Here is a 14,376-nt window from a genome sequence, read left to right as displayed (position 1 = left end):
TTTCACCCTGCTTGGCAGACGGGCCGGAACAGTGCCGTGATTATCAATAGCTCCCGCTCAGGCAAAGGAAAGAAAAGCCGCAACTTTTTCCGCTATTTACCTGCTTGGCTTTCTGAAGGGCCCTGTTACCTTTGCGCTGCGAAACTACAAGAGATGCATTCATGACCATACCAATCACCGCCCCGGAGATGCAGGGGATGTTGAATCAGATGCGAGGATTGGCCAGCGAAGCTGCGGCGCCGCGCGCGTTACCAGATTTGTCGGCACCCGGCGGCGCCCCGGCTGTGGGTGGCGGTTTTGGGGAAGCGCTGAAGGAAAGCCTGCAACGTATAAACGCGCTGCAGATTGAAAGCGGTGCCCGTTCGCGTGCCTTTCAGTCGGGCGAATCGGATGTGGCGTTGCACGAGGTGATGATCGCAGGGCAGAAAGCGGGGATTGCGTTTGAGCTGGGTGTTCAGGTGCGCAACCGATTGCTGACAGCTTATAAAGACATCATGAACATGCAGGTGTGAAAACCTGCTTTCCTTTTTTCGTCGTTTAGCGGATACAAAAAAGGCCCCGTGAAGGGGCCAGGAAGGATGGGCCACTGGCCCGGGGTCTCGATTAGCCCAGCAGAGACAGAACGCTCTGCGGCAGCTGGTTTGCTTGTGACAGCACGGAAGTCCCGGCTTGCTGCAGGATCTGTGCGCGGGTCATATTGGATACTTCATCCGCGTAGTCCGCGTCTTCAATGCGAGAGCGGGCCGCAGACAGGTTAGTTTCGGTAGTGCTCAGGTTGTTGATTGCCGATTCGAAACGGTTTTGGATGGCACCCAGGTCAGAGCGCAGGGCGTCTACGTCGCTAAGAGCAGTATCCAGTGCCGCCAGTGGGTTAGCGGTTGAAGTGAGTCCGGCTTCTGCGTCGGTGTCATAAGCAGCTTTCGCAGTAGTCACTGCGGTCGCATCGGCAAAGTCGGTAATCTGGCCGAATGTGGCGGAAGTCGCATCAGTATCAATGTCTGCGGCAGCAACTTTTGCCAGAGTGCCATCAGTATCTTGAATGGCGTACTGAGTAGTGCCGCCCGCGTCGGTGTATGAACGAAGCTTCAGTTCTGAAGCGTCGGTCGCGGCAAAGTTGCTGACATCAATACCGGAAAGGTCAACGGCTGTAGTGACTTCATTGCCATTGGCATCGGTGCCGGAAAGTTCGGTAATTTCGTCGGAAAGTCCGGAAACTGTGAAGTTTTCCATACCCAGTGTCTGCGCATTGATCTCTTTGAGGTCGATGCTAATAGACTCTCCATCATTGGCGCCGACCTGAATGGTAAAACTGCGGTCTTCTGAAAGAACCTTGACGCCGTTGAAATTGGTTTCGGAGGATACCCGGTCAATTTCAGAAAGGCGCTGATTGATTTCATCCTGGATAGAGTCCAGGTCGCTCTGGGAGTTGGTGTCGTTTTGAGCCTGCACAGTCAATTCACGAATGCGCTGCAGGTTGTCGTTGACCTGGTTCAGGGCACCTTCAGCGGTCTGCGCGACGGAGATACCGTCATTGGCGTTGCGCTGGGCCTGAGAAAGGCCGGTGATCTGGGCGCTCATGCGATTGGCGATGGCCTGGCCGGCGGCATCGTCGGCTGCGCTATTGATGCGCAGACCGGAAGACAGGCGCTCCATGGAGGTCTGCAGGGCGCTTTGAGATTTGCTCAGGTTCTGCTGGCCAATCATGGCCGTGATGTTGGTGTTGATCACTGACATTGTTTTGTCCCTCTGTGTGTCACCGTTTGAAATTGAAACAACGGCGCTGGCCGTTACCCAGTTTTTCGGCCGCCTATGTCAGGACTTTAATCTTTCTCAAATATTTCTGGATGGTGTATCCGTATTCGCCGCTGGTGAGCTTGAGTCCTCTTCAGTACTAAAGTCACGAGGATCTCGGCCGATGTGGGAGTAAAGAACGGCACTCCTGTTGAACAGAGTCGCTGAAATCGAACTTATATAAGGAGGGGGCGAGTGTGGCCACCATATCTTCGTTGGGCATAGGATCCGGCCTCGACTTGAGCGGCCTGCTGGATCAGCTCGAGTCTGCCGAACGGCAGAAATTGACCCCGATTCTGCAACAGCAGAAAAGCTATGAGACCAAGATCTCCGCATTTGGCCTGCTGCAAAGCGCCCTGGATAAGGTAAAAAGTGCGGCTGCCGAGCTGAGTGATCCGTCTGCTTTCTCCGGTGTGAAAACCAGCTTGAGTGGAGAGGGGCTGACCATCAGTTCCAGTGAAGACGTTCCGGTGGGCACCTACGAGGTTGCAGTCACGCAGCGCGCGAAAAGTTACAGCATCGCCACCGCTGGCGTGGCAGAGCAGAGTGTAAACCTGGGCGCAGGCAGTATTGATTTCACTCTGGGGAGTGGCGAGCAGTTCAGCGTTTCTGTCGATGAAGCTGACAGTTCCCTGGAAGATATCCGCAATGCCATCAACAAAGCCGGGGCCGGTGTTGTGGCCTCCATCGTCAATGATGGTAGCGACCAACCTTACCGCCTGGTGGTGAGCTCTTCGCAAACCGGATCCGATGCAGCGATCGATTCTGTGGTGTTTGCCGCCGGTAGTTTTGGCGACGAGCTTGCCCTGGATAGCGCGACGGAAGTGGCGGCGCAAAACGCCGAACTGAACGTCAACGGGATTGCCATTCAGTCCCAGAGCAACCGGGTGGAAGGCGCAATCCAGGGCGTCACGCTGAACCTGGAAGAAACCGGCAGTACTACGCTGGAAGTCACCCGGGATACCGCGGGTATTGAGAAAAAATTATCCAATTTTGTTGATGCCTATAACAGTCTGCAGGGTTCTCTTTCTGACCTGACGTCGTTTGATAGTGCTTCCGGCGTTGGCGGAATCTTGCAGGGCAATGCGGCGGTGCGTGGTGTTGAGTCCCGTTTGCGGGATATCGTCGGTGGTTCTCTTGAGAGTGATACATTTTCCTCCCTCGCCGATTTGGGTATCACACTGGAAGTGGACGGTACCCTGGCTCTGGATGACGAAAAGGTCGCTGATCTGATTGCTAATCAACTGGGCGATTTCACCGATGTATTTGCCGGGGTGTCGGAAGACAGTGATGGCTTTGCGGACCGTATGGCATCCGCGCTGGAAGCGATGACGGAAGAGGGGGGGCTGATCGGCAATGCGACGAGCGGGCTGGAAACCAGTGTTGCGTCAATGGATCAGCGCTACGAGAGAATGGAAGCGCAGATTGCCAGCACTGTCGATCGCTACCGCACACAGTTCAGTCAGCTGGATAGCCTGATTGCACAGATGAACTCGACGAGTTCTTATCTGACACAGCAGTTCGATGCGCTGTCTGCACAGCTTAAACAATAACAACAGTGAGGTCTGATTTGTACGCAAAAGGAATCGCTGGACGTGCCCGAGGTGCCGCCAGCTACGCCCGTGTGGGGCTTGAAAGTGATGTGATGTCTGCAAGCCCTCACCGGCTCATCGTATTGTTGTTTCAGGGAGCGGATACGGCAATCGGTACCGCATTGGTGCATCTGCAGGATGGCAATGTGGCGGAAAAGGGGCAGGCTGTCTCGAAGGCGCTGGATATTGTAAATAATGGCCTGCTGGCAGCGCTGGATCGAGAGCGTGGTGGCGAGCTGGCAGAGCGCATGGGTGCGCTTTATGAGTACATTGCACGTTTACTGTTAAACGCCAATCTGCAAAACGATGAGAAAGGGTTCGTTGAAGCTCGTCGTTTGCTGGGTGAACTGGCGTCCGCATGGAACGAGATTGAGCCGGGGCAACAGCATGAGGCGTAATGCGATTGTCGGTGACAACCCTCTGACCTCACCCGCACGGGTGCTGGCCGCTTATACCAGTCTACTCGCGCGCTCCTCGCGGATGCTTGCCTGTGTTCGCGAGCACGATTGGTTCAACCTGGTCGAAGAGCAGACCTGTTACGCCATAGAGGTGGATGCCATTGCCAGCGCGGAAGCTGGCATGGCATTTAGTGAGAGTGAGCGTCAACGCAAGGCTGAATTACTGGAGCAGATTCTTGAGCAGGATCTTGAGGTTCGCAAAGGCCTGCGCCAGCGCCAGGACGAGCTGCAACAGCTGATAGGCACCAGTCAGCGCAAGCGTGACCTGTCTCGCACCTACGGTTCCCTGATTCCTCTGGGTACCCCTGGTCAGTGAGTGGAATCACTGCACTGCTGGATACGCTCCTGCATCAGGTCTTGGGTAAAAGGGTCGATACCGCGCGTCCCGAACGGCAACCAGCGGCGGTTAAGCCGCTGGTGCCTGCCCAGGGGGTGCAGGCGGTACGTAGCGACTCGCGCTTGAACCCGCGCCGGCCTGCCGATCGCGCAGTTTCGGAAAAATTTTCTACATTCCCACCATTTCTTAGTCATCCAGTAAGCGAGCGCTCACAAGCGGGGCGCTCCCACTTGAGCAGTGTTGCTCGACAGTTGTCGAATATCTTGAGCCAGTCCAGTGCAACCACCAGTGTCATTCGTTCGCCGGTACCTGTCGTGTCTGCACCGGTAGCAAACGCGATTGTGGCCGCTGGCGAACTTCGCGAGCGTATCGAGTTGAGCGGCCTGTTTTACGAAGCACACCTGGTGCGCTGGCATAGGGGTGAGCGCGACAGGTCGCTGCTGGACAGGGAGCCACAGATGGCGCTGTGGCGGCAGCACGGCACTGATACAGGCAGATTTGAGCAGGGGTTACAGGGGCTGGTGCGTCAGCAACTGGACCTGTTGTCGATTCCAAAGCTTCGCTGGGAAGGGGAGTTGTGGCCGGGGCTATTTGCGGAATTTTTGATACAGCAGGTTGCTGGCGATCTCTTCGATACGGAGCCACGCAGGAATAAACACCATTTGCAGAGGCGCGATTCCGCATGGTGTGCGGAGATAAAGCTGCAACTGCAGTATCTGGGCGCTGTTGTTCTCTCTGCGACTATGCATGGTCGCGCGTTGAGTATTCAGGTGAAGGTGCGTGACAACGCGACGCTAGAAGCGGTGTCGGTCTTCGTGGAATCTCTACAGCAACGGTTTTTGGGTGCCGGATTCACCAGTGTTCAGGCAGACGTAGTTCTCATGGATGACGATTAAACAATCTGGATATTGAATGGACAAAATAAAACCATCAGATAGAAGCCTTGATCGGGTCGCCCGGGAATACGGCACCCTGGCAGAGCACGTTATTGCAGCGGCAAAAGAACAGGGTGTTTTCGTACACGATGCCCCCGAATTGTTTGCGCTACTTGCGCAGTTGGATCTCGATGTACAGATACCTCAGGAGATGTATCCGGTCATTGTAGAAATGCTGTTATGGATTTCTAGCGTAGACGAATCGCAGCGCCGGGGTCAGGTTTAGGCGGTGTAACAAAACTGAAATGAGAATGAAAGTCAGTAAAGATCCAATTGGATCAATTTCCTAAAAAAATAGTATGCCTTGCTTACAAGGTTGTGGTAATTTCTCATTAAGTTGAACGGGTGCACGTTTACAGTGTGAACCAGTTAACAGAAAAAGCTGCATTTGGGTGGGTGGATACTGGGGGCGGTTGGCTATTGTGTCCATTGCTCCCCGCAGCTGAAGCTCTTGGGGTATTTAGAGCATCGTCGAGCATCCTCAAACGTGGGACGTTTAGGCGAAGTGGTAACTTTCTGACTATGTCGCTTCTGCAGTGGTATCGGGTTTGCCGGAACTCACATTTGCGCATATTCATTCCAGGGATGGATACAGGTCACGAGCACGCTAAACAAGTGCGTGATCTTGTGGTTGCATCGATGCAACCACTCAATATTGAAAGGAGTCAAAAGCGAGGAACCCTTCGTCTTTGGATGTATTAAGCGCTGGCCGGAGAGCCCGGCAGTCAATAACAAAGATTGAAGGAGTACGAGAACCATGCTGAATAGTGCAATTGGCGAAATTCAGGAGATTAACCTCAGCTATCTGCTATTGGCGCAACGCCTGTTGAAAGAAGATTTTGCAACAGCGCTGTTCCGCCTCAAACTTGATGAGTCTCTCGCCAGCAAACTGGCCTCTCTTACTGCCAAGCAACTGACGCGGCTCGCTCGGTCCAATCAATTTCTTTTTCGCCTGAATCTTGAAAACCCCATCCAGCTTGAGCAGTTGACCAATAACAAGCGGGCAGAGAATCTGGGCCATATTCATACCGCGCTCCTGATGTCTTCCAGCGTCAACTGAGTGCGGCAACATGTCACAAAAAAGTCTGCTCAACGAAATGCAGCAGGTGCAGCTCGCGATTGAGCTAATCGAGCTGAATGCACGCTTACAGGTACTTGAATCGGAGACCGACCTCAGCCGGGGTCGGCTGATCCGTTTGTATAAAGAAGTGCGTGGAATGTCTCCACCCAAGGGTATGTTGCCGTTTTCAACGGACTGGTTTACCACCTGGATGCCGAATATTCATGCCTCCCTGTTTTACGGGATATTTCTGCGCCTCACTGGAGAGCAGGGGTGCGAGCGTATGGAGGGGTTCATCAAGGCCTATCGGCTGTATATGGAGCTGGCAGACAGTGAAGCGGAAGAGCCAGTACTGGGCCTGACCAGAGCCTGGACCCTTGTGCGGTTCTTTGAAAGCGGATTGTTTGAGCTGTCATCCTGTACCAGCTGTAGTGGAAAATTTGTTAACCACGCACACACACCGAGCCAGGGGTTTGTATGTGGCATCTGCCAGCCTCCCTCGCGGGCGGGGAAGACCCGCAAACGTCGCCTCATAAATGAGAATTCCGAGCTAACAGCGAAAGAGCAGTTGGGGTAACGGGGCTGCGCGACTTTTTAGCATGTGATTACTCCCCTTTTTTTACCCCATTTTCTGATATAGGGCCTTCCAGGTTCCCTAAAATCTCAAGTTCTTCAGTATGCCGCCGATTAACAGGTAAATAAGCTGGAAATCGGCGTGAAGCAGCTCAGACCGTGCTATCGAACTCTTTGCTAAGGACTACACTCAGGTAGTCCGCAATTGTGTCGACTCAGGAACTGGCTGCCAGTAGTAAACTGGGGATTCCGCGCTATGAGGTATGGAAGGTCGAGCCTACTCGGGACGGTACTATTGTTGGTATTCCCCCAGATACCCGGGGGAGCAGAAACTGCTCTACGAGCGACGGAGTCAGCCAAAATTTCGCTGAATTTACCGATTTCTGTCTCTCTGGGGGCGGGTGCTTATGGGGGTATCGACAACCTTTGTATAAACCGCATGCCCGGACTCCCATATCACGTCTATATCCGGGATATTGATCAACCCCCGAGTGCAGATGCGGTGACTATCGGCAAGCCAAGGAGACTGTGTATTCCCCTGGCGGGGTCACAGGCAGTAAAGCTGGTTTTTATTGTCGCGGAGTAGGCTGTGGGAGTGGCTCCGATAGGGCATGGGCGATAGAATTGGGTAATCTATTAGCATACTCTCCAGGTCCCATGAAACGATTTGTGACTTTACTGTTGTTACTGCTCGCACAGCCAGTGCTGGCGGCCATGTCTCTCGATAAAATTATTGTCTATCTCGATGATCTGCCCAATGCCAGGGAAGATATCGTTGTCTCCAATCCGGATCAGGAAACACTGTATTTGCAGACGGAAATATATCGTGTCGACAACCCCGGGCTACCTACGGAGAAGCGTGTCCGGGTGATCAACCCTGACGAGTTCCGATTGTTGGTGAGCCCTTCACGAGCCGTAATTCCCGCGGGAGAGAACAAGCGCTTCAGGTTAATGCCCCTGGATCGTAACCTGGAAAAAGAGCAGGTTTACCGCGTAACCTTCAAACCTGTGGTCGGCGAACTGAAGTCAGAAAAGAATGCGTTAAAAATTCTGGTGGCCTATCAGGTATTGGTCTTTGTGCAGCCTGAGGGGGGAGAGTTCCAGGTCTCTTTAGAGCGTCAGGATGCTCAGTTGACATTGGCCAATCACGGCAATGTCAATGCGGAGGTGGTGACAATGGAATACTGCCAGGCGCAGGAATGTAAGCCGATGGAAACCCGCGGCCGGATTTATGCTGGGGCACGTCTGCTCATAGAAGATGAATGGGTGGATGATCTCACGGATGGATTTTTTCGACTGCGTGTGCGTGGGCGTGAAATGAAAACTGTTGAACTCCCACTGTGATACGACTGACGCGGAGGGCGGATTATTCAGTTGTGACCGTCAATGTGAGCACATCCTGATAGAGGGTGTCAGTCGGGTTTCCAATATCGCTGCGGTCTATGCCTATTTCAATCTGCATATTCTCCTGCCCGCCACAGTTCTCTTGATTCGATCCCGGCCACTTTCTGGCAACTTGTCCTTCGGTAAGGTTTCTCGGCCTGCGGGTATTCCCAAGACGCTGTACCCGCACCGAGTATGGGATCACTTCCTCGGTAATTGACTCCCCCCGCAACAGGAAGGAACCGTCTCCATTCAGACTGTCACCGCGGATATTGAATTCAGCGCTATCGGTGGTGAATACGCAGAACGTCTGGTTCGCAGTGATATCGCCACTTCCGCTCCCGTCGATCACCATGTCTTCCAGCCCGCTGATTTTGATCATGGGGTCGGGATTCATCCCTACTTGAAAGCGTACTGGTTGTGCCAGCAGCGCCGGTGCACCGCCTTCACCCGGAGCGTTTTTACACAGGGGTCTCCACTCCCACCATTCACACTGATAAACATACAAGTCGAAGCTACCGCTATAACTGTCGGAAATGAGGCTTTCTCCCGGCGCGAGAGATACACGAATAGATACCGGCCCCGCCCGAGAATCAGTGACACCTGGATAGAGTGTGGTGGTTTCGACACCGGGTGTAAGTGGCTCCGCTGGACGTGCAGGGTGCACAAACTCCAGGGTCACTTTCAATGAATCGCCATTTGTTCCGGTAAGATAAATGAGACCTTCTTCTAGAGAAGTGTCGCCGACTTCTACGCTGTAGCGCCCGAAATTGTTGCCGGATGTGTTCGTCAAACATGGGTTTGAAAAATGCCACGACCAGCAACTACGAATAAAAAAATCAATAGTGCCGAGATCCTGGCGCCCGGGCACAAATTGTAGCTGGTGTATGGGCTTCTCGTTACATACGCCCAAACCGCGGTCTGCGTTCAGATCCTGGCTGCTTACCTCGGGTACCCCGGAGACGCAGCCCAGAGTATTGCCGGAATAGCTTCGCTGCGCTGAAGCCTGTGATAGTGGCAGCATTACCAGAACGAGAAGTACCGTGAAAAGGCGAAATAGTGCCATGATCAATTGCTCCCTCCATTGGCTGCATACTTTTCTGATTCGGCAGTGCACTTCTCTGAATCGAGGTTGACCACGCCCAGGTTGAGCCAGTGCTCACCGGCACTCTGTGTTGGCAGTGGCACCCGGCAGTTGCCCCAAATCACCGGAGGGGATTGCAGCTTGCCGGGCCTGACCGGCATTTCCATCTGAAATACACCGAATTCGTCAGTAACGGTACTGTGCTTACCAATGGAAATGCGCGTGTTGGCGAGTGGTGTGCCATCTTTCACCAATCGGCCGAGCACCAGAACGATGGTTTCAACGGCGTAACTGGTTTTGGCTACATTCCCGGGATAAAGAGTGACTGTCTGCTGCGATTCGCGATAGTCGAAGAATCCATCCGCCATTGGTTTCAGCTGCAAGTCGTAGCTACCGAAGGCCGGTAATCGAATAACGGAACGCTCACCGGCGACTGCGGTTCCACGGCGTACGCCGTCTACCAGGATTTCAAATGGTTGATCATCGCCACCATCGATCCCGACAACCACTGCGCTGTCGAGTGTATTGTCTCCGCCCCAGGCGAACGTATTCTCAGTGCTCAATACACTGGTGTTGAAACTGCCCAGATAATTGAAAGACTGGTACTCGTCACCATTCCGATAAGCGGCTGTGGCACTGGCTCGTCCGCGTCTACCGGATACAGCGAACTGCCCCCCCAGATACGAACCGTATTCACTTAATTCGCCGGAGATCTGCTGATCGACGCGCATGGTGGCGGAGGGAGCGTTGTGCCAATGCGACGTAAATGCTGCGCGGGTACCTGGAGCGCCGCGCCCCTGGCCGGCCTGTAATCTGGCGCTGTGGTTGCGTTGATTGCCATTGAAGCGGAACTCGACACTGGCCAGGGTCAGATGCTCTCCGTCCGCAATACTGTGTGTCAGGGTCACATCCCCTAACCAATTGGCGCTGCGTAATATATTGCGGCGAAATTCCAAGGTGGAGAGCTTCTGTGCGGAATCGCCATAAGGCGCCGGCAGGTAGCTTCCCTGAAGTGTATAAAAGCGGTTGTCTCTCTCGGTATGGCGCAACGTATAACGCCAGTCGAGCGCGTTGCCACTGAGTGCGAAATTTCTCTGGCGGTAACCTGAGCTGAGCAGCGGATAGCGATTGCTCGAACGATCAACCGGAGGGGCGGCATCGAGCCTCGCTTCTGATGCACTTACAGTAATACCCGAAATTCGGGCCAGCATATTCAAACGAAAGCCGCTGCGTCCATCGGCGGTGTGAACGACACTCGGTGCAATTTCCAGACCGGGCCCTACCCAGCGGCTGCCGAGTTCGATCAGCTGTTCATCCGTTGTGGTGGCGAAATTGCCAAAAACGCTCGTGTTGTCGTAAAGGCGCCGTGCCAGCCCTACCTGAGTAATGTAATCGTCCAGTGCTTCCGGCAAATGCATATCGGTAGTATGGCGGACGGGTTGACCGGCCTGAATGGCCCAGCGCCATTCTCCCGGTGCGGGTAAACGGGCATCTTTGGCAAAAAATTGTCTGAACTCGCCCAGGAGACGGCCGCTTTCGTCGAACGTGCGGATTTCAACCTCGTACGCGCCGCTAGGCATAGAGGAGGTATCTAAAAGCCGGTTTCCGGCTTCCAGCAGTTGAGAGTGGACCAGGCGCTCATCGCGACGGACCTCAACCCTGCCTCGCACCGGCATATTTACTTCAAGCGGTGCGCCCTGGGTGTACCGCTGGTCAGTCCGGCTGTTTGTAGAACTGCGGTACTCGATCCCATAGAGCTGGGGCGAGAGTGCAAATCCACCAATATCACTCTCTGGGTAAATCAGCCCAGCGGACCAGGCGTGACCACGGTAATCGTGATTCCAGTACAGCTGGTACACCTGTGACTGCTCGTCAGTAAGCGCCCACTGGCTGTGTAACCCATGCTCTCCGTAGCTCAGGATCGTATCCCCAAGCAGCGCTGAGCTGTGCGCGTCCTCCCCGGATTCGCTGCGCACGCCTGACCAGGTACCAGCAAGGTTTTGGATAAACGAAAAACCAGTGCTTGACTCGGGTAGAAACGGATCGGAAATCGCAGATTGCCTGGGCAGTAAATCAGGCGCGAGGAACAAGTCCACACGAAAGCGGCTTTCGTCAAAGATAAGGCCCGCGTCCTTGTACTCTGCCGGAGCCAGGTAGCCGCATCCGGAATGGCTTGCCGATCGGCAAATTTTGCGGGCATTTCGGGGGAGTGGTTGTGAGAGTGCTGAAATCAGTCGATCTGGTGCTAAGGTTTCCGGCAACAGTGGAATGAGTGCCTCAGGTACCACGAATTCGATAAAACCGGGGTCTACAGATGCGGTGGCCGTTCCAATTAACTGGCCACCATAGTAGACGTCCACTACCAAGGGGCGGGCTTCCGACAGATCCTCGAAGCCCGCAGGCGTTCCGGTTTCCAAAATGAAAGCGGTCGTGGCGCAGGCGAGGCCCGGCGCAATTAAAACCGGTGCTAGCAGTCCAGTTACAATGGCGCGCTTCATTGTCGTTGAGCCCGTATATGCCCGCGGTCAGAGATTGACGGCGGGCGCACCAGGTTAGATGGCGCTAACGGTGACGGTCAGCGTGTCAGTGAAAGACTGCTCGCTAACGCCTTGCCAGTCGTTTGCATCAACCGCGATAAAGATACGTGCATTGTCTGTTGCGGTATCGAGGCAGTCAGTCACGGTTGCAGTGCGTGCATAGCGTACGCCTGTACCTGTCGTGCCATCAGCGAGAACACTGTCGCCAGTAGAGGCGGTGACACTGTCTGCAAATTCGACAGAGTAGGGTACGAAGTCAGTGGAGCCTGTCGAATCACCTTTCAAGGCAAACGGCATGCCGGTGCTGCTGTTTGCGCTCGAGAAGCTAATGCTGTAATCGGGAAAACCGTAGCCGCCTACGCAGATGTCTTCCTGACCAGTTGCACCTACAGCGGGGTCTACAGTCAGTGCCAGATCGTTAAAGTGATTCACAACGATATACGGAGCGAGGCCCATAGTAATAGTAAAATCGCCTTCGGATTCATTTGCTGTTGCTGCGTCGGGGTTGGTCGCGGCAATGGTGCCGAATGACACGGCAGATACCGCGATTGCGAGCATTGAGCGAAGAGCTTTAGACATTTCAGAGTATCCCCAAGTGTTGTTGTAGGGTTATTGGTTATCGGGCGCGCATCTTATGGGCGTTCCCTGGCGTCGGCTACAGCAAATTGGCGGAAAATCCTCCAGTTTCGTCGACTGTGACGCGATAATACCGATTCTGTGACTCGAGTCACGGAATTTTTCTAAAGATATTTTCACGTTGGCCGAGAGCGGTCGACTTGTCAGGTAATACAGGTTTCGGTTCGCCTGGGTCTGCCCCCTGTGCGCCCCTGGATCTCGGCGATATAATGCCGCGCCTCTAAGATCTATCTTCCTTTATTAGTCACCAGTCCAACATCAGGCTTCCAATGACCGTAAGAACCCGCATTGCTCCATCCCCCACCGGTGATCCACACGTAGGTACCGCTTATATCGCGCTGTTTAACCAGTGCTTTGCCCAGGCCCAAGGTGGCCAGTTTGTTCTGCGTATCGAAGATACTGACCAGGCTCGAAGTACCCCGGAGTCCGAGCAGGCAATTCTGGACAGTCTGCGCTGGTTGGGGCTCGACTGGCAGGAAGGTCCGGACGTGGGTGGTCCGCATGGCCCATACCGCCAGAGCGAACGCGGTGGCATATATAAAAAGCACTGTGATGAGCTGGTCGCCAAAGGTCATGCCTTTCATTGTTACCGTACAGCGGAAGAATTGGATCAGTTGCGCGAGCAGCTGAAGGAATCCGGCAAGGCAACCCTCAAGCCCTCCGACCTGGCGCTGCCCGCGGAAGAGGTAGAAAAGCGCAAGGCGGCCGGTGAGCCCTATGTGGTGCGCATGAATGTGCCGGAATCCGGCACCTGCGTGGTGGAAGACCTGCTGCGCGGCGCCATCGAGATCGACTGGGCCCAGGTAGACGCCCAGATCCTGCTCAAGTCCGACGGCATGCCCACCTACCACCTGGCCAATGTGGTTGACGATCACCTGATGGAGATCACCCATGTGCTGCGCGGCGAGGAGTGGATCAACTCCGCCCCCAAGCACAAGCTGCTGTATGAATACTTTGGTTGGGAAATGCCGGTGCTGTGCCACCTGCCGCTGCTGCGTAATCCGGACAAGACCAAGCTGTCCAAGCGTAAGAACCCCACCTCTATCCTTTATTACCAGCGCGCTGGCTTTATGCCCGAGGCTCTGCTGAACTACCTCGGTCGCATGGGTTGGTCGATGCCGGATGAGAGCGAGAAATTCACCCTCGACGAGATGCTCAAGCACTTCGACATTCAGCGCGTGTCTCTCGGTGGTCCGGTATTCGATGTAGAAAAACTGAGCTGGCTGAACGGCCTGTGGATCCGCGAGCTGCAAGACGAACAGCTGGCTGACCGCCTGCAGCAATGGTTGCTGAACCGTGAGAACCTGCTCAAAGTCCTGCCCCAGGCTAAAGGGCGGATGGAAACCTTCGGCGACTTCATGCCCCTGGTGAGCTTCCTCGCCGCTGGCCAACTGCCGCTGACCGAAGATAGCTTTGCGGGCAACCGCCTGGAGCTGGATGAGCAGAAGAAGCTGCTCCAGTTCACCCTGTGGCGGCTGGAAGCCCTGCGTAGCTGGAGTAAAGACAACATCTTCGCCACGGTGAAAGAGCTGTCTACCCAGATGGATATCAAGCTCAAGGACTTCAACGCGCCGTTATTTGTGGCCATTAGTGGCACCACCGCCAGCTTCTCGGTCATGGACGCGATGGGTCTGCTTGGCCCGGATCTCAGCCGCGCCCGCCTGCGCCAGGCGATTGATGTGCTGGGCGGGGCCGGCAAGAAGGTGCTAAAGCGCTGGGAAAAAGAGTTCGCTTCTCTCGGATAATTTACCCCCTGTAGGGGCCTGCTTGCAGGCGAACCTGGCGAAAGCCGGCCCCCATTCGCCTGCACGGCCGGCTCCTACAAGCGCTTACTACTCCGCGCTCGACCAAACAAATGCTGCTCTCCCAAACCAGGGTGGCATTTTTATTGCCTATCTAATTATCAAAGCATCGAGGCCCTGGTGGCCTCAAAAGAAACACTTGGCGCCTAACTGCTCTCTTTGTGTGACAACTGTCACATTTCATGGTT

General features: G+C 54.6%; 14 protein-coding genes. 10 read left to right on the top strand and 4 right to left on the bottom strand.

The window, feature by feature from the left end; all coding sequences use genetic code 11:
- Window positions 1–161 precede the first annotated feature (161 nt).
- Window positions 162–512 carry a flagellar hook-basal body complex protein FliE gene (fliE, locus tag Q1A74_RS11305; protein WP_299595862.1) on the top strand — a complete coding sequence of 117 codons (351 nt, stop codon included), beginning with the start codon at window positions 162–164 and terminating at the stop codon, window positions 510–512.
- A gap of 91 nt (window positions 513–603) precedes the next feature.
- Here fliE and Q1A74_RS11300 read toward each other — a convergent pair whose 3' ends face one another.
- Window positions 604–1,734: a FliC/FljB family flagellin gene (locus tag Q1A74_RS11300; RefSeq protein ID WP_299595860.1), complete on the bottom strand. Its 1,131-nt coding sequence runs from the start codon at window positions 1,732–1,734 to the stop codon at window positions 604–606.
- 254 nt (window positions 1,735–1,988) lie between these two features.
- On the opposite strand from Q1A74_RS11300, the gene fliD reads away from it, so the two are divergent.
- The 8 genes from fliD to Q1A74_RS11260 all read left to right on the top strand — a co-directional run bounded on the left by fliD (window position 1,989) and on the right by Q1A74_RS11260 (window position 8,090).
- Entirely contained in the window at window positions 1,989–3,344 is a 1,356-nt protein-coding gene (gene fliD, locus Q1A74_RS11295; protein WP_299595858.1) for a flagellar filament capping protein FliD, read from the top strand.
- Window positions 3,345–3,349: 5 nt separating this feature from the next.
- On the top strand, window positions 3,350–3,781 hold the full coding sequence (gene fliS, locus Q1A74_RS11290; RefSeq protein WP_299595856.1) for a flagellar export chaperone FliS: 432 nt from the start codon (window positions 3,350–3,352) through the stop codon (window positions 3,779–3,781).
- The gene (locus Q1A74_RS11285) at window positions 3,771–4,157 is read left to right on the top strand and encodes a flagellar protein FliT (RefSeq protein ID WP_299595854.1); all 387 of its coding nucleotides are present in this window, start codon (window positions 3,771–3,773) and stop codon (window positions 4,155–4,157) included. Before fliS ends, Q1A74_RS11285 begins: the two co-directional genes overlap by 11 nt.
- 251 nt (window positions 4,158–4,408) lie before the next feature.
- Window positions 4,409–5,074, top strand: a complete 666-nt coding sequence (locus tag Q1A74_RS11280) for a flagellar hook-length control protein FliK (protein WP_299595852.1) — start codon at window positions 4,409–4,411, stop codon at window positions 5,072–5,074.
- Window positions 5,075–5,090: 16 nt separating this feature from the next.
- Window positions 5,091–5,339 carry a hypothetical protein gene (locus Q1A74_RS11275; protein WP_299595850.1) on the top strand — a complete coding sequence of 83 codons (249 nt, stop codon included), beginning with the start codon at window positions 5,091–5,093 and terminating at the stop codon, window positions 5,337–5,339.
- Between the two features lie 531 nt (window positions 5,340–5,870).
- On the top strand, window positions 5,871–6,173 hold the full coding sequence (flhD, locus tag Q1A74_RS11270) for a flagellar transcriptional regulator FlhD (RefSeq protein WP_299595847.1): 303 nt from the start codon (window positions 5,871–5,873) through the stop codon (window positions 6,171–6,173).
- Between the two features lie 10 nt (window positions 6,174–6,183).
- On the top strand, window positions 6,184–6,750 hold the full coding sequence (flhC, locus tag Q1A74_RS11265) for a flagellar transcriptional regulator FlhC (protein WP_299595845.1): 567 nt from the start codon (window positions 6,184–6,186) through the stop codon (window positions 6,748–6,750).
- Between the two features lie 665 nt (window positions 6,751–7,415).
- A complete protein-coding gene (locus Q1A74_RS11260; RefSeq protein ID WP_299595843.1) occupies window positions 7,416–8,090 on the top strand; it encodes a molecular chaperone in 675 nt (224 codons plus the stop codon).
- 22 nt (window positions 8,091–8,112) lie between these two features.
- On the opposite strand, the gene Q1A74_RS11255 is transcribed toward Q1A74_RS11260, so the two are convergent.
- The 3 genes from Q1A74_RS11255 to Q1A74_RS11245 are packed head-to-tail and all read right to left on the bottom strand — an operon-like array spanning window position 8,113 to window position 12,329.
- Complete coding sequence (locus Q1A74_RS11255; RefSeq protein ID WP_299595841.1) at window positions 8,113–9,201, bottom strand: hypothetical protein; 1,089 nt, start codon at window positions 9,199–9,201, stop codon at window positions 8,113–8,115.
- The gene (locus Q1A74_RS11250; RefSeq protein ID WP_299595839.1) at window positions 9,198–11,711 is read right to left on the bottom strand and encodes a TcfC E-set like domain-containing protein; all 2,514 of its coding nucleotides are present in this window, start codon (window positions 11,709–11,711) and stop codon (window positions 9,198–9,200) included. Before Q1A74_RS11250 ends, Q1A74_RS11255 begins: the two co-directional genes overlap by 4 nt.
- Before the next feature lie 54 nt (window positions 11,712–11,765).
- Window positions 11,766–12,329 carry a hypothetical protein gene (locus Q1A74_RS11245; RefSeq protein ID WP_299595837.1) on the bottom strand — a complete coding sequence of 188 codons (564 nt, stop codon included), beginning with the start codon at window positions 12,327–12,329 and terminating at the stop codon, window positions 11,766–11,768.
- 326 nt (window positions 12,330–12,655) lie between these two features.
- On the opposite strand from Q1A74_RS11245, the gene gltX reads away from it, so the two are divergent.
- On the top strand, window positions 12,656–14,131 hold the full coding sequence (gene gltX / locus Q1A74_RS11240) for a glutamate--tRNA ligase (RefSeq protein WP_299595835.1): 1,476 nt from the start codon (window positions 12,656–12,658) through the stop codon (window positions 14,129–14,131).
- The last annotated feature ends 245 nt before the right edge of the window (window positions 14,132–14,376 follow it).

Source organism: uncultured Microbulbifer sp. (assembly GCF_947504145.1).
Classification (GTDB): domain Bacteria; phylum Pseudomonadota; class Gammaproteobacteria; order Pseudomonadales; family Cellvibrionaceae; genus Microbulbifer.
This window is presented reverse-complemented; position numbering and strand designations above follow the sequence as displayed.